Annotated in this window: 16 protein-coding genes and 1 pseudogene; 3 read left to right on the top strand and 14 right to left on the bottom strand. The window is 60.2% G+C overall.

The window, feature by feature from the left end; all coding sequences use genetic code 11:
• Window positions 1-43: 43 nt before the first annotated feature.
• Together RGCCGE502_RS28335 and RGCCGE502_RS28330 are read right to left on the bottom strand one after the other, a co-directional pair.
• Window positions 44-1,216 carry a dihydrodipicolinate synthase family protein gene (locus RGCCGE502_RS28335; RefSeq protein ID WP_016557650.1) on the bottom strand — a complete coding sequence of 391 codons (1,173 nt, stop codon included), beginning with the start codon at window positions 1,214-1,216 and terminating at the stop codon, window positions 44-46.
• Between the two features lie 2 nt (window positions 1,217-1,218).
• Window positions 1,219-2,394 (bottom strand): Gfo/Idh/MocA family protein, encoded by a 1,176-nt coding sequence (locus tag RGCCGE502_RS28330; protein ID WP_016557649.1) that lies wholly within the window; start codon window positions 2,392-2,394, stop codon window positions 1,219-1,221.
• 232 nt (window positions 2,395-2,626) lie between these two features.
• Here RGCCGE502_RS28330 and RGCCGE502_RS28325 point away from each other — a divergent pair.
• Window positions 2,627-3,832, top strand: a pseudogene (locus RGCCGE502_RS28325) (ROK family transcriptional regulator).
• On the opposite strand, the gene RGCCGE502_RS28320 reads toward RGCCGE502_RS28325, so the two are convergent.
• The 4 genes from RGCCGE502_RS28320 to hmgA form a co-directional block, all read right to left on the bottom strand.
• A complete protein-coding gene (locus tag RGCCGE502_RS28320; protein ID WP_016557648.1) occupies window positions 3,823-5,838 on the bottom strand; it encodes a beta-N-acetylhexosaminidase in 2,016 nt (671 codons plus the stop codon). The pseudogene RGCCGE502_RS28325 and the gene RGCCGE502_RS28320 overlap by 10 nt on opposite strands.
• Before the next feature lie 176 nt (window positions 5,839-6,014).
• Window positions 6,015-6,674 (bottom strand): maleylacetoacetate isomerase, encoded by a 660-nt coding sequence (maiA, locus tag RGCCGE502_RS28315; RefSeq protein WP_016557647.1) that lies wholly within the window; start codon window positions 6,672-6,674, stop codon window positions 6,015-6,017.
• Window positions 6,671-7,693 carry a fumarylacetoacetate hydrolase family protein gene (locus RGCCGE502_RS28310; protein WP_016557646.1) on the bottom strand — a complete coding sequence of 341 codons (1,023 nt, stop codon included), beginning with the start codon at window positions 7,691-7,693 and terminating at the stop codon, window positions 6,671-6,673. Before RGCCGE502_RS28310 ends, maiA begins: the two co-directional genes overlap by 4 nt.
• 16 nt (window positions 7,694-7,709) lie before the next feature.
• Window positions 7,710-9,071: a homogentisate 1,2-dioxygenase gene (gene hmgA / locus RGCCGE502_RS28305; protein WP_016557645.1), complete on the bottom strand. Its 1,362-nt coding sequence runs from the start codon at window positions 9,069-9,071 to the stop codon at window positions 7,710-7,712.
• A 68-nt stretch (window positions 9,072-9,139) separates the two neighbouring features.
• On the opposite strand from hmgA, the gene RGCCGE502_RS28300 reads away from it, so the two are divergent.
• Window positions 9,140-9,592, top strand: a complete 453-nt coding sequence (locus tag RGCCGE502_RS28300; RefSeq protein ID WP_016557644.1) for a MarR family winged helix-turn-helix transcriptional regulator — start codon at window positions 9,140-9,142, stop codon at window positions 9,590-9,592.
• A gap of 1 nt (window position 9,593) precedes the next feature.
• Here RGCCGE502_RS28300 and RGCCGE502_RS28295 read toward each other — a convergent pair whose 3' ends face one another.
• Complete coding sequence (locus RGCCGE502_RS28295) at window positions 9,594-10,067, bottom strand: Lrp/AsnC family transcriptional regulator (protein WP_016557643.1); 474 nt, start codon at window positions 10,065-10,067, stop codon at window positions 9,594-9,596.
• 127 nt (window positions 10,068-10,194) lie between these two features.
• Here RGCCGE502_RS28295 and hppD point away from each other — a divergent pair, with 127 nt between their 5' ends.
• Window positions 10,195-11,304: a 4-hydroxyphenylpyruvate dioxygenase gene (gene hppD / locus RGCCGE502_RS28290; RefSeq protein WP_016557642.1), complete on the top strand. Its 1,110-nt coding sequence runs from the start codon at window positions 10,195-10,197 to the stop codon at window positions 11,302-11,304.
• Window positions 11,305-11,325: 21 nt separating this feature from the next.
• Here the strand turns inward: hppD and RGCCGE502_RS28285 are convergent, their stop codons facing one another.
• From RGCCGE502_RS28285 to RGCCGE502_RS28255, 7 genes are all read right to left on the bottom strand, one after another.
• Window positions 11,326-12,243 (bottom strand): DMT family transporter, encoded by a 918-nt coding sequence (locus RGCCGE502_RS28285; RefSeq protein WP_016557641.1) that lies wholly within the window; start codon window positions 12,241-12,243, stop codon window positions 11,326-11,328.
• A gap of 87 nt (window positions 12,244-12,330) precedes the next feature.
• Window positions 12,331-13,215: a 3-hydroxyisobutyrate dehydrogenase gene (gene mmsB, locus RGCCGE502_RS28280; RefSeq protein WP_016557640.1), complete on the bottom strand. Its 885-nt coding sequence runs from the start codon at window positions 13,213-13,215 to the stop codon at window positions 12,331-12,333.
• Window positions 13,216-13,224: 9 nt separating this feature from the next.
• On the bottom strand, window positions 13,225-14,820 hold the full coding sequence (locus RGCCGE502_RS28275; RefSeq protein ID WP_016557639.1) for a GMC family oxidoreductase: 1,596 nt from the start codon (window positions 14,818-14,820) through the stop codon (window positions 13,225-13,227).
• A 19-nt stretch (window positions 14,821-14,839) separates the two neighbouring features.
• Window positions 14,840-15,829: a branched-chain amino acid ABC transporter permease gene (locus RGCCGE502_RS28270; RefSeq protein WP_016557638.1), complete on the bottom strand. Its 990-nt coding sequence runs from the start codon at window positions 15,827-15,829 to the stop codon at window positions 14,840-14,842.
• A gap of 2 nt (window positions 15,830-15,831) precedes the next feature.
• Window positions 15,832-16,719 (bottom strand): branched-chain amino acid ABC transporter permease, encoded by an 888-nt coding sequence (locus tag RGCCGE502_RS28265; RefSeq protein ID WP_016557637.1) that lies wholly within the window; start codon window positions 16,717-16,719, stop codon window positions 15,832-15,834.
• Window positions 16,720-16,723: 4 nt separating this feature from the next.
• Complete coding sequence (locus RGCCGE502_RS28260; RefSeq protein ID WP_016557636.1) at window positions 16,724-17,425, bottom strand: ABC transporter ATP-binding protein; 702 nt, start codon at window positions 17,423-17,425, stop codon at window positions 16,724-16,726.
• Complete coding sequence (locus RGCCGE502_RS28255; RefSeq protein WP_016557635.1) at window positions 17,425-18,207, bottom strand: ABC transporter ATP-binding protein; 783 nt, start codon at window positions 18,205-18,207, stop codon at window positions 17,425-17,427. The genes RGCCGE502_RS28260 and RGCCGE502_RS28255 overlap by 1 nt, the downstream gene beginning before the upstream one ends.

The following is an 18,207-nucleotide window of genomic DNA, read 5'->3' as shown; positions in this document are numbered from 1 at the left end:
CGTTTCTCCCTTCCGACGTCATTGCGTGACGTGCCCTGGTTTTTCAGATCCCAGCTGTTGCAAGGATCGTCTTCATTCGTTCAGCTGCCAGATCCGGGTCCCGAAGCACCCGGGCCTGGTCGGCAAGCCGGAACAACTCGGCAAGATGAACCATCGAGCGAGTGCTCTGCTGACCGCCGAGCATCTGGAAATGATTCTGGAAGCCGTTGAGGTAGGCAAGGAAGACAACGCCGGTCTTGTAGAACCGCGTCGGCGCCTTGAAGATGTGCCGAGACAACGGCACGGTCGGGGCGAGAATGGCGTGGAATCCTGTGGGATCGTCTGCTGCGAGCCTGTGCAAGGCGGCGCTGGCCGCAGGGGCAATGGCATCGAAAATCCCAAGCAGCGCGTGAGAATATCCCTCCTCGTCGCCTGCGATGAGTTCTGCATAGTTGAAGTCATCGCCGGTATACATCTTTACCGCAGGATCGAGCCGGCGACGCATGACGATTTCCTTCTCGGACGAAAGAAGGGAAATCTTCACGCCATCTACCCGGCTCGCGTGGTCGTTGATGATGGCGAGCGCTGTCTCCATGGCGGCCATATCGTCACGGGATCCCCAATAACCCGCAAGAGCGGGGTCGAACATGTCACCGAGCCAATGGATGATCACCGGTTCGCGGACCTGTCGCAGGATCCGGTCATAGACGCGGACATAGTCTTCGGGACTTTTCGCTGCGGCGGCCAGGGCACGGCTCGCCATCAGAATGATACGGCCTCCCTGCCCCTCGATATAGTTCACCTGTTCTTCATAGGCCCGAATCACGTCGTCGATGCCGACGTCAGGCCCGGGAATGAGATGATCCGTGCCTGCGCCGTAGGCGATCAATGCATCGGAACGATTGCGCGCGGCGGACTGGACCTCTGCAATCAGCTCCCTGGCTCCCGCCCAGTCGAGCCCCATGCCGCGTTGGGCTGTGTCCATGGCTTCTGCAACGCCAAGGCCGAGGTCCCACAGGTGTTCGCGAAACGCCACCGTGCGCTCCCAATCTATGTTGCGGTCGAGCCAGGGATCGTTGTCGGCCAGGGGATCGACGACCACGTGTGCTGCTGCATAAACGACGCGATTGAATGCATGTCCGCCGGCCGGGCGCTCGGGCGCGGCCAGTGGTTGGTTGGCGATGGTGTAGTGCTGGAGCGTGCGGCCAGAAACAGGAAGGTGAAGTGTCGTCGCCATCCTCAGGCAACCTTGCGAGCGACGGAGCCAGCGAGCGAGGGTACATTGACCCAGCGTCGCTCCTTCCAGCTCTTGTGCGCAAGCTCGGCGAGTTGAACGCCCTTGGCCCCTTCCCTCAAGGTGAACTTCCATGGCGCGTCCTCGACGACGTAACGCAGGTAGTCCTCCCACTGCGCCTTGAAGCCGTTGTCGAAGACCTGTGTTTCGGGAACTTCGTCCCACGTCCTGTAAAAATCGATCGTTTGTGGCTGGTCCGGGTTCCACACCGGCTTGGGGGTGTTGACGCGATGCTGGGTCCAGCACTTGGTTAGACCACAAACCGCCGATCCATGAGTGCCGTCGACCTGGAAGGTCACGAGGTCATCACGACGGACGCGAACCGCCCAGGACGAATTGATATGAGCAACGATGCCCCCCTCGAGTTCGAAGGTCGAATAGGCGGCATCATCAGCGTCAGCCTGGTAGACTTCGCCATTTTCGTCGACGCGGCTTTGAATGTGGGTTGCCGCATAGCAGCTGACGGCCTTGACCTCGCCGAAAAGGTTGTCCAGCACATAACGCCAATGCGGCAGCATATCGAGGATCATACCGCCGCCATCGGCAGCGCGGTAATTCCAGGAGGGCCGTTGCGCGGCCACTCCCCAGTCCCCCTCGAACACCCAGTAGCCAAACTCCCCACGCACTGAAAGAATCCTGCCAAAGAAACCGCTGTCCTTCAGCAAGGCGATCTTTCGCAGGCCCGGCAGGTAGAGCTTGTCCTGAACCACGCCGTTCTTGACGCCGCGCTCCTCTGCGAGGGAAGCAACGGAGAGCGCTTCCTCTAAAGTCTCCGAGATCGGTTTTTCGCAGTAGACGTGCTTTCCGGCTTCGATGGCCTTCCTCAGCAAGGCGACGCGCATCTGGGTCGAGCCTGCGTCGAAAAAGATCTTGTTGTTCGGATCGGCTAGCGCGCTATCGAGGTCGGTGGTCGTTCGGGTCAGTCCATGCTTGCGGGCAACCGCCTCGATCTTGTCCACGTTGCGGCCGACGAGGATCGGTTCCGGCATCAGGCGATCGCCATTTCTGAGCAGGAGCCCGCCCTGCTCCCGGATCGCCAGGATCGATCGCACCAGGTGCTGATTATAGCCCATGCGGCCGGTAATACCATGCATGATGATGCCAAGCGAAATCGTCGCCATCTGCTCTTCCTCCCAGTAAATAACTATTTAGTTACATAAGTGACATGCGCGATCGGAGCTGTCAACCCGGACCTGGCGCGTGCTGCCTTCTCAAACAATGCAGGCAACATGAAAATCTAGCGCGGCCGGAAAAAGGCCACCGGAATCCCACGCGGACAAGACACTGGATATCGCACGTCGAACAACGTAAGCGAAAACTGACACGCCTTGTTTGAACTGACGCATCGAGCATATGAAGCCAATTTCAGGAACCAACCTCGAGCAGGCCAAATCGCACAATCGGCGTGTGGTGATTGAAGCGATCGCACGAACGGTCCCCTGTCGCGGGCGGCAATTGCGCGGTTGACGGCCCTCACGACGCAAACGGTGTCGAATATCGTCGAGGAGCTGGAAGTGGCGATGCTCCTCACGGCGGACGCTCCCAAAAAGATCCCGCGCGGACAGCCTATCAGGCCCTATTCGATCAACCCGGACGGGGCCTACTCCATTGGCCTGGAACTGGAGCCCGACCTTGCGGTGGGCGTGCTGACCGATCTTGCGGGACGCGTTCGGGCGCGAGTGGAAAGAGCTGTCGAACGGCCAACGCCAGCTGAGGCGATGCCTGTTCTTGCCGAAATCGTGCTGGAACTCCAGCAGGCCTTCCCACTCGATCGCGCTCGCCTGCTTGGCGCCGGCATCGCAATGCCCGGTCGCTCGCTACCGAGGGTGTGACATTACTTAGTCCGGTAACGTTGCCCGGCTGGCAGGACTTTCCCGTGGCGGGCAAGCTTGCGGACCGTCTCGGTATGCCGGTCCTTGTCGAAAACGACGCGGCCGCAGCGACAATCGGGGAGCGGCTTTACGGCGTGGGCGCGGCCTGACCAGTTTCGTCTATCTCTTTCTTGGCGGAGGCATCGGCGCCGGCCTGTTCCTCGACGGCCAGCTCTACAAGGGCAGCCGCAGCAACGCTGGCGAGATCGGTCACATGCTGTCTCGAACGGTCTGCCTTGCGTCTGCGGCAAGCGCGGTTGCCTGGATCGTTATGTGTCTCTCGGGGCTGCCTATGATTATCTGAATATCACAGCCCATGGACAGGCCTGGACCCGTTCCCCCGACATCGTGGCCGGGCTTAGCCAGGACCGGATCGACGCATGGGCAGAAACTGTTGCCGAAGCCATGCGGCAGACTATCGATGTTCTTGAACTCGCCTTCGACCCCCAGACGATCGTTCTCGGCGGCTCGATGCCGACGCGTTTGCTGAGAAGCACTTGCGCGCCGTCTCGAGCCATTGCACAGGCCGGTCGATCCCGGCCAGGAACGTGTTCTGCCGCGCATCATAACCGGTGCGATCGGTAGGGATACGGCCCTTCTTGGTGCCGCGGCACTGCCGATCTTCTCGGCAACGAACCCACAGTTCGACGTTTTGCAAAAGCCGCTCAGGCAAAAGCCTCAGGAGTAGCCGTAGAGGATCGGCATCAGGCCCGCGAGCGCCTTGAACCGCTCCCAGGACTTGTCCTCGGGTCTTGTCCAGGCACTCTCGGCCAGCGCCGAGACCCGTGGGAATACCAGGCGGTCGAAGACGGCGCGATTGGTCATCGGTTCCGACCAGATGCAGGCCTGGATGCCACGCAGCTTCTTTTTCTGCTCAGCGCTCCAGCCTTCGACCGGATCGAAATTATAGAGCGTCTCGGGCTCCGACCATCCTGCCCAGCTGGCGCCGGGCTCATCCCAATCCGGGCTGTTTGCCATGTCGAGGTAGTAGACCTGGCCGGGGCAGACAACCATCTCGTAGCCTTGCCCGGCAAGCGCTGCTGAGACTTCGACGCTCCGCCAGCCGCAGAGGTAGCTTTTGTCCTTGTCGATGACATTGCCATGCGCGGCTTCCTCCCAGCCGCCGGTGATGCAGCCTTGCTCGGCCAGGAACTTTTGGATCCTTGCGAGAAAGATAGATTGCAAAACGGCGGCACCCGACCCGTCGATATCATCTGCTCCATGGGTATTGGTGATAACGTTGAGCCGCTTGGCGTGCTGATCGGCAACGATGTCTCCACCGATCTCTCGGAGCTTCGCCAGCGCTTCGGGCGAGCCCGACCAGGCGCCCAGCGGAACTTCATCCGCCCCGATATGAATCGTCCTGAAGGGAAAGAGTTCGATCAGTTCGCGGAAGATGGTTTCCAGTATCTGATAAGTCTGCTCGCGCGCCGGATTGATGCAATTGTCGGGAAAGCCCTGGACGGAATAGTAGCTTCCGGCTTCCTTCGGATCGCGAAGCTCCGGGATCGCCTGTTGCATGGCAAAGCAATGTCCAGGCACATCGATTTCAGGAACAATTTCGATGCCGAGCCCACCTGCATGCGCAACGATCTCTCGGACCGCCGCCTTCGTATAATATCCCCCTGTCCGCGCCGCACCCGATCCTAGGAGCGGCGGGATCGCCAGCCCGTGTCCGCGCCAGGCGCCGACTTCGGTCAGGGTAGGATAGGCGTCGATTTCCACACGCCAGGCCTCGTCGTCCGAAAGGTGCCAGTGGAAACGGTTGATCTTGTTCCAGGCAAGGATGGCGAGCAGTTTCTTGATTTCGGACGTCGCATAGAACTGTCGAGCAACGTCGAGATGCAGGCCGCGCCAGCCCATGGTCGGCTCGTCGCGGATCTTGCCTTCGACAGGAAAGCGGAAGGCGTGGGGATGAAGATGCGCGCCTCGCCAGATCTGACCAAGCGTGATCAGGCCATAGAGGAGGCCGGCGCGAGTGCTGGCCGAAACCTGTATTGAATCTCCGGCGAAAGATATGTCGTATGCCTCCGCGGCAAATCCGTCGACGACATCAAGATTGACGGGCATGCCGCCTTCAGAGGCTGACCGAACAATTCCCTCGACAGCAAACAGCTGCTCGACGAGGGTGGCAAAGGCATCAGCCGCGGCATGTGCCAAGGGGTTGCTCGCGTTGATCGAGAAGCCGGGTGGGGCTTGCCGCTTCCCCGATACGGACACCTCTGACGGCCAAGGTACAATCGCGACCGGCACCGGTGGATTGGCTGGAACGGGATAGATTTCCGCGCCGCGCTTCAAGGGAGCATTGTTTGCGAGTGATCGGGTCGGTTCGACCGAAAGCGATAGCGTGCTGCCATCGGCAAAGGCAAGATAGGCAGCCGTTGCACCGTCCGTCCAATGCTGGAACGGCCAGCTGAGTGCGGAGATCGCCAGTGACCACGTCTCGCCCGCGCCTAGCTCGAAATTTTCCGGCGGCATGAACTCGGTAAAGTTCGACAGTCTGCGGCCGACGGTCCCGCCCTCGATCCGGACGGCCGGATCCACCCGACCCGGACCGCTGATGCAGAGGGTGAAATGGGAGATAGTGTTGGTCGACAGGTTCTTGAGATTGAGAGTGTAGGCCTGTGGTGCTTCGTCTGTAGCAGGCCGCCATGTGGCCTCGAGCCGCAGGGCGTGCTGGCGCTGTGTCAACATGAATATATCTCTCGATCGTGTTGGTTGGTTCCAACATTCGCTACGAATGCAGGACGCGGATCGTCACTTAGTCAATCAATTTGATTTAATCAGGCAACCGTCGACAACGTCAACCCGCTGCCATCTACGCTTCGCACGAAAGTTGCCGTTGCCCAGGACAACGTCCGGACGGGCGCTCACGGAGCGGGAGGAAGCGAAGCGGTCTGGCGCGCAACATCGGGATGAGCGGCCTTGAAGGGCGTCAGCGCACTGCAGGCTTCGGCGATCTTTTCGATACGCGGGAAAGCTGAAATGTCGAGGCCCCAGCGGCGAGCGTTGTAGACTTGCGGCACCAGACAGAGGTCGGCCATGGTCGGCTCGTCTCCGACGCAGAAGCGACCCGTCCGTGGATCATCGAGCATTCGATCGAGTCCGCGAAGCCCGTTCCCGATGAACTTTTTCATCCATTGGCCTCGCGCATCCTCGTCGCCTGTGAGACGCACGACATGTGCTGCGACATGCAGATTGCATATAGGATGAACGTCCATTGCGATGGCGTAGGACAGCGCCCTCACCCGCTGCCGTTTTTCGGGGGTATCGGGCAGCAAACGCGCGTCAGGTCGGGTCTCTGCAAGATATTCGATGATCGAAAGCGATTGGGTCAGTGTCTGCCCATCGATGCTAAGGCTGGGAACCAGACCTTGCGGGTTGAAGTCGAGGTAGGTTTCGGTCTTGTGCGCAAAGGCAAGCAGATCGATCGGTACGGTCCTGTAGGCAAGCCCCAGGAGTTCGAGTGCGATCCGAACCCGGTAGCAGGCCGAGGAGCGCCAGTAGTCGTAAAGGACGATCTCTGTCATGGTTGCTCCAGAGTTTGACGCTGCACCGTTTGCTCGAGCGCACCGAAGATCGACGCGCCACGCTTGTCGTTCATTTCGATACGAACGATATCCCCGAATTTCAGAAAGGGCGTGGCCGGCTGACCAAGACGGATGGTCTCGATCATCCGGATTTCGGCGATACAGGAATATCCGTCACCACCTTCGGAAATCGGCGTGCCAGGCCCACCGTCTTTCTTGTTGGAAACGGTACCCGAACCAATGATCGAGCCCGCCGACAGCGCGCGTGTCCTGGCGGCATGCGAGACCAGTTTTGCGAAGTCGAATGTCATGTCGATGCCGGCATTGGCGCGACCGAAAAGTCTCCCGTTGACGCTGACGAGAAGAGGAAGGTGGACCTTTCCGTCCTTCCAGGCGTCGCCGAGTTCGTCCGGCGTCACTGCGACTGGCGAAAAGGCCGATGCGGGTTTTGATTGAAAGAAGCCGAATCCCTTGGCGAGTTCATCCGGGATGAGGTGGCGCAGCGAAACGTCGTTGGCGAGCATGACGAGCCGGATTGCGTTGAGTGCCTGATCGGGCGCAGCCCCCATCGGGACGTCGTCGACGATCACGGCAACCTCGCCCTCCATATCGATGCCGTGGCCTTCATCGCAGGCAACGATCGGATCACAAGGGCCAAGAAAATTGTCTGATCCACCCTGATACATCAGCGGGTCGGTCCAGAATGTCGACGGCATGGCTGCATTGCGTGCCTGCCTGACCAGCTCGACATGATTGACGTACGCCGATCCGTCAGCCCATTGGTAGGCGCGTGGCAAGGGCGAGTGCACCTGCCGTGCATCAAAGGCTTCGGATGGCCTGGTGCCCTCCTCCAGCCGCTCTGCCAATCGGACGAGCTGAGGCGCGATCGTCATCCAGTCATCCAGGGCAGCCTGCATCGTTCGAGCCACCTCGCCCGCGTGACTATAGCGCTTAAGGTCACGTGTGACGACGATCAGTCGGCCGTCGCGCGAACCATCCTTGAGTGTGGCAAGCTTCATGGGACCGCTCCGTACCTCATGGTTTGATGCCGGGAGTTCCGTCGAAGCGTCGCTCGAGCCCCTCCCAGCAATCGATGTAATCGTCTTGGAGCGTTTCCAGTTCCGCGGCGTATTTTGTGGGTTGTTGCGGGAAACGGGTCTCGAACATGAAGGCAATGGTGTGATCGAGCTTGACCGGTTTCAGCTCCGCGTTGGACGCTTTGTCAAAGCCGGATGCATCGGGACCATGCGGCAGCATCATGTTGTGAAGGCTCATGCCGCCCGGCACAAAACCCTTTTCCTTGGCATCGTATTGCCCGTGGATCAGGCCCATGAACTCACTCATGATGTTGCGATGATACCAGGGCGGTCGGAAGGTATGCTCGGCCACCAGCCAGCGGGGCGGAAAGATCACAAAGTCCACATTCGCAGTGCCTTCTTCGCCGCTCGGTGCCGTCAGCACCGTGAAGATCGAGGGATCCGGGTGATCGAAGAGGATGGCGCCAACCGGCGAGAAGGTTCTGAGGTCGTACTTGAACGGCGTGTAGTTGCCGTGCCAGGCGACGACGTCGAGTGGGGAGTGGCCGATCTCCGTCACATAGAACCTGCCGCACCACTTGACATGCACCCGGCAAGGCGTCTCCTTGTCCTCGAAGGCGGCGACGGGGGTCTTGAAGTCGCGGGCGTTCGCCAGGCAATTGGCGCCGATTGGCCCGCGATCCGGCATGGTGAACTTCGCGCCGTAGTTTTCGCAGATGTAACCACGCCATTCCGGGCCCTCCCCGAGACGGGAGACCTTGAACATCATTCCGCGCGGGATAAGGCCGATTTCCGCCGGCCCGACCTCCATTACACCCATCTCGGTGAAGATGCTGATTTTGCCGAGTTGGGGGACAATCAGCAGTTCGCCGTCGGCATTGAAGAAATAGTCGTCGATCATGTCTTCGTTGAAGACATAGGCATGCGCAGCCATGCCGACCTGGGTCATGACGTCCCCGGCAGCCGTCATCGTTCGGATGCCGGCCAGAAAATCGCTGCGGTCGGAGGGGGCGGGGATCGGATCCCATCTTAGTTGCCCAAGCGTCAGGGAGTGGTCTTCGAGGCAGGGCGCCGACTTCCAGAAGGGATAGCCTGCATTGGCAAAGCGCTGCGTGTGGCGCACACTCGGCCTGATCCGGTAGAGCCAGGAGCGCTCGTTTGTTCCCCGAGGTGCGGTAAACGGAGAGCCGGAAAGCTGTTCAGCATAAAGACCGTAGTTGCATTTCTGCGGGCTGTTCTGGCCCTGGGGCAAAGCTCCGGGCAGTGCCTCGGTCTCGAAATCGTTGCCGAAGCCGGGCATGTAGGCCAGCTCGCTCGTTCCAGCCTGTGGACGGGGTCGCGGTGCGTCGGTCGTGTCCATGCTTGCATCTCCTCCACTCATATAGTTACAAACGTAACCGTCGATTTTGTAACTATCAAGGAGCAGCCATGGCGGGTGAATTCGAGCTCGACGGGTTCATTCCCTACCGGCTCAACCGCGCGTCGGAACTAATAAGTCTTTCGTTTGCGCGCCAATACAAGTTGGAGTTCGACCTGACTCGGCCTGAATGGCGCACGCTGGCCGCACTCGGCAGTGTCGGCGTGATGACGGCGACGGAAATCGGTGCACATTCGCACATGCATAAGACCAAGGTCAGTCGTGCCGTCCGCGCACTCGAGGAGCGGCATTGGCTGAAACGCATTCCGAGCGAAACCGACAGACGTTTCGAGCAGATCGCGCTCACGTCGCAAGGGCAGCAACACTATAGAAAGATCACGCTGCTGGCCCGCAAGTATCAGGAGACGGTGCGAATGACACTCGGCGAGGAAGCCATCCGGCACCTCGAAGTTGCGCTTTCGGCGATAGAGACCTCTGCCGGGCTGCACCGTAAATCCAGGTGAGCTACCCTCCGCCGAGGGGATAGCCTTTGAAGTTCTTCAGGGTGTCGAGCACGATCGAGGTTTTCACATGCTGGACGGATTCGTGCGGCAGCAGCACCTCGTTGACGAAGCGTGAAAGACCCGACAGTCCGCGGGTGGCGATCTTCAGGTGATAGTCCATCTCGCCGGTCAGCGCATAGGCTTCGAGAACCTCGGGAAGGCCGTTCACCAATTGCGCGAATCGCCGGGCGTTGTCGCGATTGTGGGTCGCCAGCGTGACCGAAATGACGACCAGCAGGTTGAGCCCGAGCTTGTCCGGATCGAGGTTTGCCTGATAGCCGTGAATAAAGCCCTCGGCTTCCAATCGCGTTCGCCGCCGCGAACATTGGGAAGACGACAGGGCTATGCGTTCGGACAGTTCGATATTGGTCAACCGTCCATCGTTCTGAAGCTCGGCGAGGATCTTGAGGTCAAATCCGTCTAGCTGCTCAGACATTGTATCATCCGACCTTTACGTGCATGTTTCATGCGCATATTTTGCAAACTGCACTCACAATGCAAGTACATTGCACGAAAGAGAGCCCATAATTTGCATCAAATGGCTACTGCCGCAGGAGGAGCAAATGGGCCCGTATCCACACGACGCACCGCCGTCAAAAATCACCACGGATAATCCCGCTGGAACGGATGGATTCGAATTCGTCGAGTTCGCACACCCGGAGCCGGAACAACTGGCCGAACTGTTCACCCGCATGGGTTATCGGCTGGTCGCAAAGCACAAGAGCAAGGACATCACGGTCTGGCGGCAGGGCGACATCAACTACATCGTCAATGCCGAGCCGGATAGCCACGCCATGCGTTTCGTCGAGGATCACGGCCCCTGCGCGCCGTCGATGGCGTGGCGTGTGGTCGATGCCGAGCATGCCTTCGATCACGCCGTTGCCAAGGGTGCGATCCCTTACGAAGGCGACGACAAGACGCTCGATGTGCCGGCGATCGTAGGCATCGGTGGGTCGCTTCTCTATTTTGTGGAGCGCTACGGGAAGAAAGGCTCGGCTTATGATCTGGAGTTCGATTGGCTCGGCGAACGTGATCCGCGCCCTAAAGGCGTTGGTTTCTTCTATCTCGACCACCTGACCCATAATGTCTATCGCGGCAACATGGACAAATGGTGGGATTTCTACCGCGAACTCTTCAATTTCAAGCAGATCCACTTCTTCAACATCGACGGCCGCATCACTGGCCTGATGAGCCGTGCGATCACCTCGCCCTGCGGCAAGATCCGAATTCCGCTGAATGAATCGAAGGACGAGACCAGCCAGATCGAGGAGTATTTGAGGAAGTACAAGGGGGAAGGCATCCAGCACATCGCGGTTGGAACCGATGCGATCTACGAGGCGACCGACAACCTCGCCGAGAACGGCCTGCGCTTCATGCCCGGCCCGCCCGAAACCTATTACGACATGTCCGTGGAACGTGTTTCCGGGCATGACGAACCGCTGCACCGGATGCGCAAGCATGGCATCCTGATCGATGGCGAAGGCGTGCTCGATGGCGGCACGACAAAGATCCTGCTGCAGATATTCTCGAAGACCGTGATCGGCCCGATCTTCTTCGAATTCATCCAGCGCAAGGGCGACGAAGGTTTCGGCGAGGGCAACTTCCGGGCGCTCTTCGAATCCATCGAAGCCGACCAGATCCGTCGTGGCGTGATCAAGCCGGCGGCCGCCTAGCGACCGACACAAACTGCAAAATCAGTGGCCGTCGGGGGCAACAGCTTCCGGCGGCACCGTTTCGAGCAGGTTCTTGCGGTGGAAGATGAACAGACCGGCGACGACGATGATCGCGCCACCCGTGATCACATAGAGATCCGGGACGTCTCCGAAGAACAGATATCCGAGCGCAATCGCCCAGATCAACAGACTATATTGCAACGGTGCAAGCAGCGACGCCGGAGCGAGCTTTAGCGAACGCGTGATTAGGAGGTGGGCGCAGGAGGCAACGACGCCGAGGGCGAGCATGCCGCCGAGTTCAATCGGCGACGCGGGCTTCCAAGCCCCGATCGAAAGCACCGCACCGACAATGAGGGCGGCGACCATCTGCCAGGTCACGAGGGTGGTGTCACTGGTATTGCGGAGGTATCGGTTGAGCACCAGCGCCATCGAAAACGAAACGCTGCCGACGATGCCGAAAAGCGAGGGCAGCGATAGCATCGCCGAGGACGGACGCAGCGCAATTACGACACCGCAGAAGCCGACGAAAACTGCGAGCCAACGGCGCCAGCCGATCCGCTCGTTGAGGAAGAAGTGCGAGAGTGCGGCGACATAGATCGGCCCCGCCATGTAGAAAGTCATGACATCGGCGAGCGGCAAATAGGCGACAGCGGCGTAGAACAGGCCGACATCGAGCGTGGCCAAGAGCACGCGCAGAAACTGCAGCCCCTTCTGCTCTACTGTGAAAAGCTGGGCGGGTCCTTGCCTCGCGATCAGCGGCCCCAGGATGATGAAGCATCCGAGCGAGCGGATGAGCAGCACCTGCCCGACGGAAAAGCTCGTCACCAGCCACTTACCCATCGCGTCGTTAAGGGCGAAGAGAAAGTCTCCGAGCAGCATCAGGACGACGCCCATCAACACGAGGTTCTTGAGGCCCGTCGCGGTAGATTGTGGCTGCATAGTCGGAGTTCCTGTCACCCATCGCTGCCTTGCTGTAGCAGGTGGGCCGTTGCCTATATCAACCGGAGTGTCAAGCCGAGGCAGCGGCTATTCCGTCTTGCCCCGCAGCATTTCGATGATTGCGGAGAAATCGCGTCCGCCATTCCCTTGCTTCTCAAAAAGGGCATAGAGCTGAGATGCTTCGGCACCGAGCGGCGTGGAAGCACCGGTCGATAGCGCGGCCTCTTGCGACAGGCGCAGGTCCTTCAGCATCAGCGCCGCCGCAAAACCCGGCCTATAGTCGTTGTTCGCCGGCGAGGTCGGGACGGGGCCCGGGACCGGGCAATAGGTGCTGATCGACCAGCATTGCCCCGACGAGGTCGAGGCGACATCGAACAATGCCTGATGCGAAAGGCCGAGTTTTTCACCGAGCGCGAAGGCCTCGCAGACACCGATCATCGAAATGCCGAGGATCATGTTGTTGCAGATCTTCGCCGCCTGCCCGGCGCCTGCCTCCCCGCAATGGACGATCTTCTTGCCCATGGCTTCCAGGATCGGCTTTGCCTTTGCAAAAGCCTCGGCAGAACCTCCGGCCATAAAAGTCAGCGTTCCCGCCGCCGCCCCACCTGTGCCACCGGAAACGGGCGCATCGAGAGAAAGGCACCCGGTATTGCTCGCCATGTCGTGCGCCTTGCGAGCGCTGTCGACGTCGATCGTTGAGCTATCAATCACAAGCGTGCCTGCCGGAATCGAGCGAAGGATATCGGTCCAGGCGCTGAGCACATGCTTGCCCTGCGGCAACATCGTCACGACGATCTCCGCGTCCGAAACCGCCTGGCTGATGTGGCTTGCCGGTCTCACGCCGTGCCCTTCCGCAGCCTGCAGGACGGGGGCGGCCAGGTCGAAGCCTGTGACCGCGTGGCCCGCCTTGACGAGGTTGGCGGCCATCGGTCCACCCATGTTGCCAAGCCCGATGAAAGCGATCGTTGCCATTCGGTTCTCCTATCTGTTGTCTTCCACGATCATGGCCGCCGCCTTTTCGGCGATCATGATCGTCGGTGAATTGGTGTTGCCCGATGTGATCGTCGGCATCACCGAGGCGTCTGCGATCCGAAGCTTCGCCAGGGCCCTGAACTTCAGGCGCGGATCGACGACACTTTCGCGATCTGCGCCCATGCGACATGTACCGACGGGGTGAAAGATCGTCGTTCCGATGTCACCGGCGGCCTGCTCCAGTTCCGCATCCGTTCGGTAGGTCGAGCCAGGTTTGAATTCCTCCGGGTGGAACCGCGCGAATGAAGGCTGCGCGACGATCCTCCGCGTCAGGCCTATCGAACGGATAGCTATGTCGCGATCGCGTTCGGTCGAGAGATAATTTGGGCTGATTGTCGGCTGGGCGGCAAAATCCGGGCTCGCCACGTGTACCGAGCCGCGGCTCTCCGGCCTCAGATTGCAGACGCTTGCAGTGATCGCCGGGAATGAGTGGACCGGATCGCCGAACTTGTCGAGCGACACCGGCTGCACGTGATACTGCAGATCGGGTGTTTCCTTGTCGGGGCCGGAGCGGGTGAAGACACCGAGCTGGCTTGGTGCCATGGCCATCGGGCCAGAGCGCCTGACAAAATACTCCAGACCGATCGCCGCCTTGCCGATCAGCCTCGTCGCCTTCTCGTTGAGGGTTGGAACGCCGGTCACCTTGTAAGCCATCCGCAGTTGCAGGTGATCCTGCAGGTTTTCGCCAATGCTCCTCACCTCCTTGACGACGTCTATGCCCGCATTCTTGAGCACCTCACCGCGGCCAACTCCCGACAGTTCCAGAACGTGCGGGGACCCGATGGCGCCCGCCGCAAGGATCGTCTCCCTTGCCGCGTAGGCACGTTTGGTGCTGCCACCATAGTTATAGTCAATACCGCTGACTGCGCCCTCCTCGATCACCAGCTTTGATACCTGGGCCTTTGTCAAAACGGTCAGGTTGCCACGCCGTACCGCCGGACGCAGAAAGGCTTTGGCGGTGTTCCAGCGAATGCCGGATCGCTGGTTGACGTCGAAATAGCCTGATCCCTCGTTGTTGCCGGTATTGAAATCCGGGCACTCCGGAATGCCGGCCTCCTTGGCGGCGGCCTGAAAGGCGTCGAGCACGGCCCAGCGGACGCGGGCTTTCTCGACGCGCCACTCCCCGCCCGCACCGTGCAGTTCACTCTCGCCGCGATAGTGGTCCTCCGATTTGCGAAAGAACGGCAATACATCGTCCCAACTCCAGCCGGCGCATCCCATCTGTCGCCAGAGATCATAGTCGCGTGCCTGGCCGCGCATGTAGATCATGCCGTTGATCGACGAGCAGCCACCGAGCACCTTGCCACGCGGATAGTTGAGCACTCGTCCATTCAGTCCATCTTGTGGCGCCGTCGTGAAGCACCAGTCCGTGCGCGGGTTGTTGATGCAGTAGAGATAGCCGACAGGAATGTGGATCCAGTGGTAATTGTCGCTGCCGCCGGCCTCCAGCAAAAGAACGCGCGTGTCGCGATCCTCGGACAACCGGTTGGCGAGCAAGCAGCCGGCGCTGCCGGCACCGATGATGATGTAGTCGAAGCGATCCATGTGATTGCCACCCCGCAGGTTAGCGGCGGTAGACGAAGCCGAGCTTCCGACCGAGGCGCGACGCATAGAACTCACCGATGATGCCGCGGCGGAAGATCAGCACGCAAATCATGAACACGACACCCGTGATGATCGTCACTGGGAATTCCGATGTCGCCAGGTAGTTTTCCAGCGTGACCACCAGGCCCGCGCCAAACAGCGGGCCGATCAGCGTGCCGATGCCGCCGAGCAGCGTCATCAGGATCACTTCACCCGACATCTGCCAGGCGACATCGGTCAGGGTCGCGAACTGGAACACCAGCGACTTCACCGCGCCCGCCAGCCCTGCAAGCGCCGCCGACATCACGAAGGCGCCAAGCTTGTAGCGGGCGACGGAATATCCGAGCGATATTGCCCGCTGCTCGTTCTCGCGGATCGATTTCAGGATCATTCCGAACGGCGAGTTGATGAAGCGCCAGATGATGAGGATACCGACGACGAAGACGGCCAGCACGAAGTAATACATGTTGGTCGAGCTGCTGAGATCGAGGAGACCGAACAGATGGCCGCGTGGGACGGACTGGATTCCGTCCTCGCCATGCGTGAACTCTGACTGCAGGCAGAAGAAGAAGAACATCTGCGACAGGGCGAGCGTAATCATCGCGAAATAGATGCCTTGCCGACGGATTGCGAAGAACCCCATGACGAGACCGAGGACCGCGGCACCCGCGACGCCGACGAGAATGCCGAGCTCAGGCGAAAATCCCCACTCCTTCACGGCATGAGCCGTAAAATAGGCCGCGCCGCCGAAGAAGGTCGCGTGGCCAAACGACAGGAGCCCGGTGTAGCCGAGCAGGAGGTTGAAGGCGCAGGCAAACAGAGCGAAGCACAGGAGCTTCATCAGGAAGATCGGATAGAAGAAGAACGGTGCTAACAAGAGGAGCAGCAGCCCGATGATGAGGAAGGTCGTCTGCACCGAAAGGGCGGTCCGGCTCTTTTCCGTCCTGATGGTTTCGGTGATCTCTGTCATCGTCATGCATCCCGGCCGAAGAGGCCCGCGGGCCTGATGAGAAGAACGATTGCCATGATGACGAAGATCACGATGTTGGACGCCTCCGGATAGAAGACCTTGGTCAGGCCTTCGGCAATGCCGAGGACATAGCCGGTAATGATCGCCCCCATGATCGAGCCCATCCCGCCGACCACGACGACGGCGAAAACGACGATGATCATGCTGGATCCCATCAGCGGCGACACCTGGTAGATGGGCGCTGCCAAGACCCCGGCAAAGGCGGCAAGCCCCGCCCCAAGAGCGTAGGTCAACGTCAGCAGAACCGGCACGTTAACGCCGAAGGCCTGGACGAGCGTCGCATTCTCGGTGGCGGCTCTGAGATAAGCGCCGAGCTTTGTCTTCTCGATCAAAAGCCAGGTGCCAAGGCACACTACCAGCGACACGACGACGACCCAGCCGCGATAGATCGGCAGGAACATGAAGCCAAGGTTGACCGCGCCGGCCAAAACGGGGGGCTGCGCGTAAGGCTGTCCCGATGAGCCATAGAGGTAACGGAATGTCCCCTCGACAGCCAGGGCAAGGCCGAAGGTGAAAAGCAAGCCATAGAGCGGATCGAGGTCATAGAGCCGTCGAAGGAACAATCGCTCGATCACCGCACCCGCCAGTCCAACGATGACCGGTGCCAGGATCAGCGACGGCCAATAGCCGATGCCGCCATACGCAAGCAGAAGATAGGCGGCAAAGGCGCCGAGCATATATTGCGCGCCGTGTGCGAAGTTGATGACACGCAGCAGGCCGAAGATGATGGCAAGACCGAGGCTCAAAAGGGCATAGAAAGAACCGTTGATCAGCCCGATCAGCAACTGACCCATGAACGCCTGCAGGGGAATGCCGAAGATCATCGTCATCAGATCAAACTCCCAGAACCTTATGCAGTGTATCCATCCGCTCCGGCAGCTCACCCACCGGGAATTCCGACACCATCTGCCCGTGGTCCATAAGATAGAAGCGATCGGCGATCTTGCTAGCGAATCGGAAATTCTGTTCGACGAGCAAGATGGTCATGCCGCGCTCCTTCAATTGCTTCAGCACCTCGCCGATGCGCTGGACGATAACAGGCGCCAGGCCCTCGGTCGGCTCATCGAGCAACAGCATGCGAACGCCGGTGCGCAGGATGCGCGCGATCGAAAGCATCTGCTGCTCGCCGCCCGACAGTTTCGTGCCCGGACTGTTGCGCCGCTCGTAGAGGTTCGGGAACAGCTCGTAGATCTCGTCGACCGCCATGCCACCCGAGGCCACCACGGGCGGCAGCAGTAGATTTTCGGACACTGTCAACGTCGAGAATATGCCCCTTTCCTCCGGCACGAAGCCGAGGCCCCGATGCGCCGTCTTGTGTAGAGGCACTTGCATCATGTCCTGGCCGGCGAAGGTCAGCTTGCCCCTGCGGGAGCGTACGATGCCGGTGATGGTGCGCAGCGTCGTCGTCTTTCCGACGCCGTTGCGCCCAAGGATGGTCACCGTCTCACCCTCGCCGACCCGCATGTCGACGCCGTGCAGGATATGGCTTTCGCCGTACCAGGCATTGAGCCCCTCAGCCTCCAGCAGTGCCGCCATTAACCCTCCTCCATGCCCATATAGGCCTGGCGCACCCGCGCATCGGAACTGACCGTTGCATAGTCGCCCTCGGCGAGAATTTCTCCTCTTTGCAGCACGGTCACGTGCTGGCAGATGTTGGCGACGACAGACAGATTGTGTTCGACCATGAGGACGGCGCGGTCGCGCGCCACATCGCGGATGAGTGCCGATACCACGCCGACATCCTCGTGGCCCATGCCCGCCATCGGCTCGTCGAGCAAAAGCACCCTCGGATCAAGCGCAAGCGTCGTTGCGATCTCGAGGACGCGTTTGCGGCCATAGGAAAGATCCGCCGCGATCGCGTCGCGCTCCTTGGAGAGGCCGACCCTCGCCAGCAACTGTTCGGCGCGGTCGTTCAACGCGTCGAGCGCAGACAGCGGGCGCCAGAACTGTGTCGACAGATTGTTGGGCCGTTGCAGCGCCACGCGCACATTGTCGAGCACGCTCAGATGCGGGAAGACCGCGGAGATCTGGAACGATCGCACCAGTCCCATACGCGCCACCTTGTCCGGTGCCGTTTTGGTGATGTCCGTGCCCATCAGTGTGATGGTGCCTGATGTCGGCTGCAGGAACTTCGTCAGCAGGTTGAAGACGGTCGTCTTGCCAGCGCCATTGGGGCCGATCAGCGCATGGACACTCGCGTCGTGGACATCGAGATCGACATTCTTGACGGCACTAAAGCCGCCGAAGTCGCGGCGCAGGCCGCGGGCGGAAAGAACCACCCGCGAGGTTACGCTCGATTGAGGTGCGGAAACCGCCAT

Source organism: Rhizobium grahamii CCGE 502, from assembly GCF_000298315.2.
GTDB lineage: Bacteria > Pseudomonadota > Alphaproteobacteria > Rhizobiales > Rhizobiaceae > Rhizobium > Rhizobium grahamii.
The sequence above is the reverse complement of the archived record's forward strand: the minus strand, read 5'-3'. Positions and strand labels throughout refer to the sequence as shown.

What these genes read in the sequence shown, in the direction of transcription:
- RGCCGE502_RS28300 (WP_016557644.1), top strand. Translation starts at nt 9,140, where the DNA reads ATGGCGGGTGAATTCGAGCTCGACGGGTTCATTCCCTACCGGCTCAAC.
- RGCCGE502_RS28295 (WP_016557643.1), bottom strand. Translation starts at nt 10,067, where the DNA reads ATGTCTGAGCAGCTAGACGGATTTGACCTCAAGATCCTCGCCGAGCTT.
- RGCCGE502_RS28260 (WP_016557636.1), bottom strand. Translation starts at nt 17,425, where the DNA reads ATGGCGGCACTGCTGGAGGCTGAGGGGCTCAATGCCTGGTACGGCGAA.
- RGCCGE502_RS28285 (WP_016557641.1), bottom strand. Translation starts at nt 12,243, where the DNA reads ATGCAGCCACAATCTACCGCGACGGGCCTCAAGAACCTCGTGTTGATG.
- hmgA (WP_016557645.1), bottom strand. Translation starts at nt 9,071, where the DNA reads ATGGACACGACCGACGCACCGCGACCCCGTCCACAGGCTGGAACGAGC.
- RGCCGE502_RS28330 (WP_016557649.1), bottom strand. Translation starts at nt 2,394, where the DNA reads ATGGCGACGATTTCGCTTGGCATCATCATGCATGGTATTACCGGCCGC.
- RGCCGE502_RS28275 (WP_016557639.1), bottom strand. Translation starts at nt 14,820, where the DNA reads ATGGATCGCTTCGACTACATCATCATCGGTGCCGGCAGCGCCGGCTGC.
- RGCCGE502_RS28310 (WP_016557646.1), bottom strand. Translation starts at nt 7,693, where the DNA reads ATGAAGCTTGCCACACTCAAGGATGGTTCGCGCGACGGCCGACTGATC.
- RGCCGE502_RS28265 (WP_016557637.1), bottom strand. Translation starts at nt 16,719, where the DNA reads ATGACGATGATCTTCGGCATTCCCCTGCAGGCGTTCATGGGTCAGTTG.
- RGCCGE502_RS28335 (WP_016557650.1), bottom strand. Translation starts at nt 1,216, where the DNA reads ATGGCGACGACACTTCACCTTCCTGTTTCTGGCCGCACGCTCCAGCAC.
- hppD (WP_016557642.1), top strand. Translation starts at nt 10,195, where the DNA reads ATGGGCCCGTATCCACACGACGCACCGCCGTCAAAAATCACCACGGAT.
- RGCCGE502_RS28270 (WP_016557638.1), bottom strand. Translation starts at nt 15,829, where the DNA reads ATGACAGAGATCACCGAAACCATCAGGACGGAAAAGAGCCGGACCGCC.
- RGCCGE502_RS28255 (WP_016557635.1), bottom strand. Translation starts at nt 18,207, where the DNA reads ATGGCGGTTTCCGCACCTCAATCGAGCGTAACCTCGCGGGTGGTTCTT.
- RGCCGE502_RS28320 (WP_016557648.1), bottom strand. Translation starts at nt 5,838, where the DNA reads ATGTTGACACAGCGCCAGCACGCCCTGCGGCTCGAGGCCACATGGCGG.
- maiA (WP_016557647.1), bottom strand. Translation starts at nt 6,674, where the DNA reads ATGACAGAGATCGTCCTTTACGACTACTGGCGCTCCTCGGCCTGCTAC.
- mmsB (WP_016557640.1), bottom strand. Translation starts at nt 13,215, where the DNA reads ATGGCAACGATCGCTTTCATCGGGCTTGGCAACATGGGTGGACCGATG.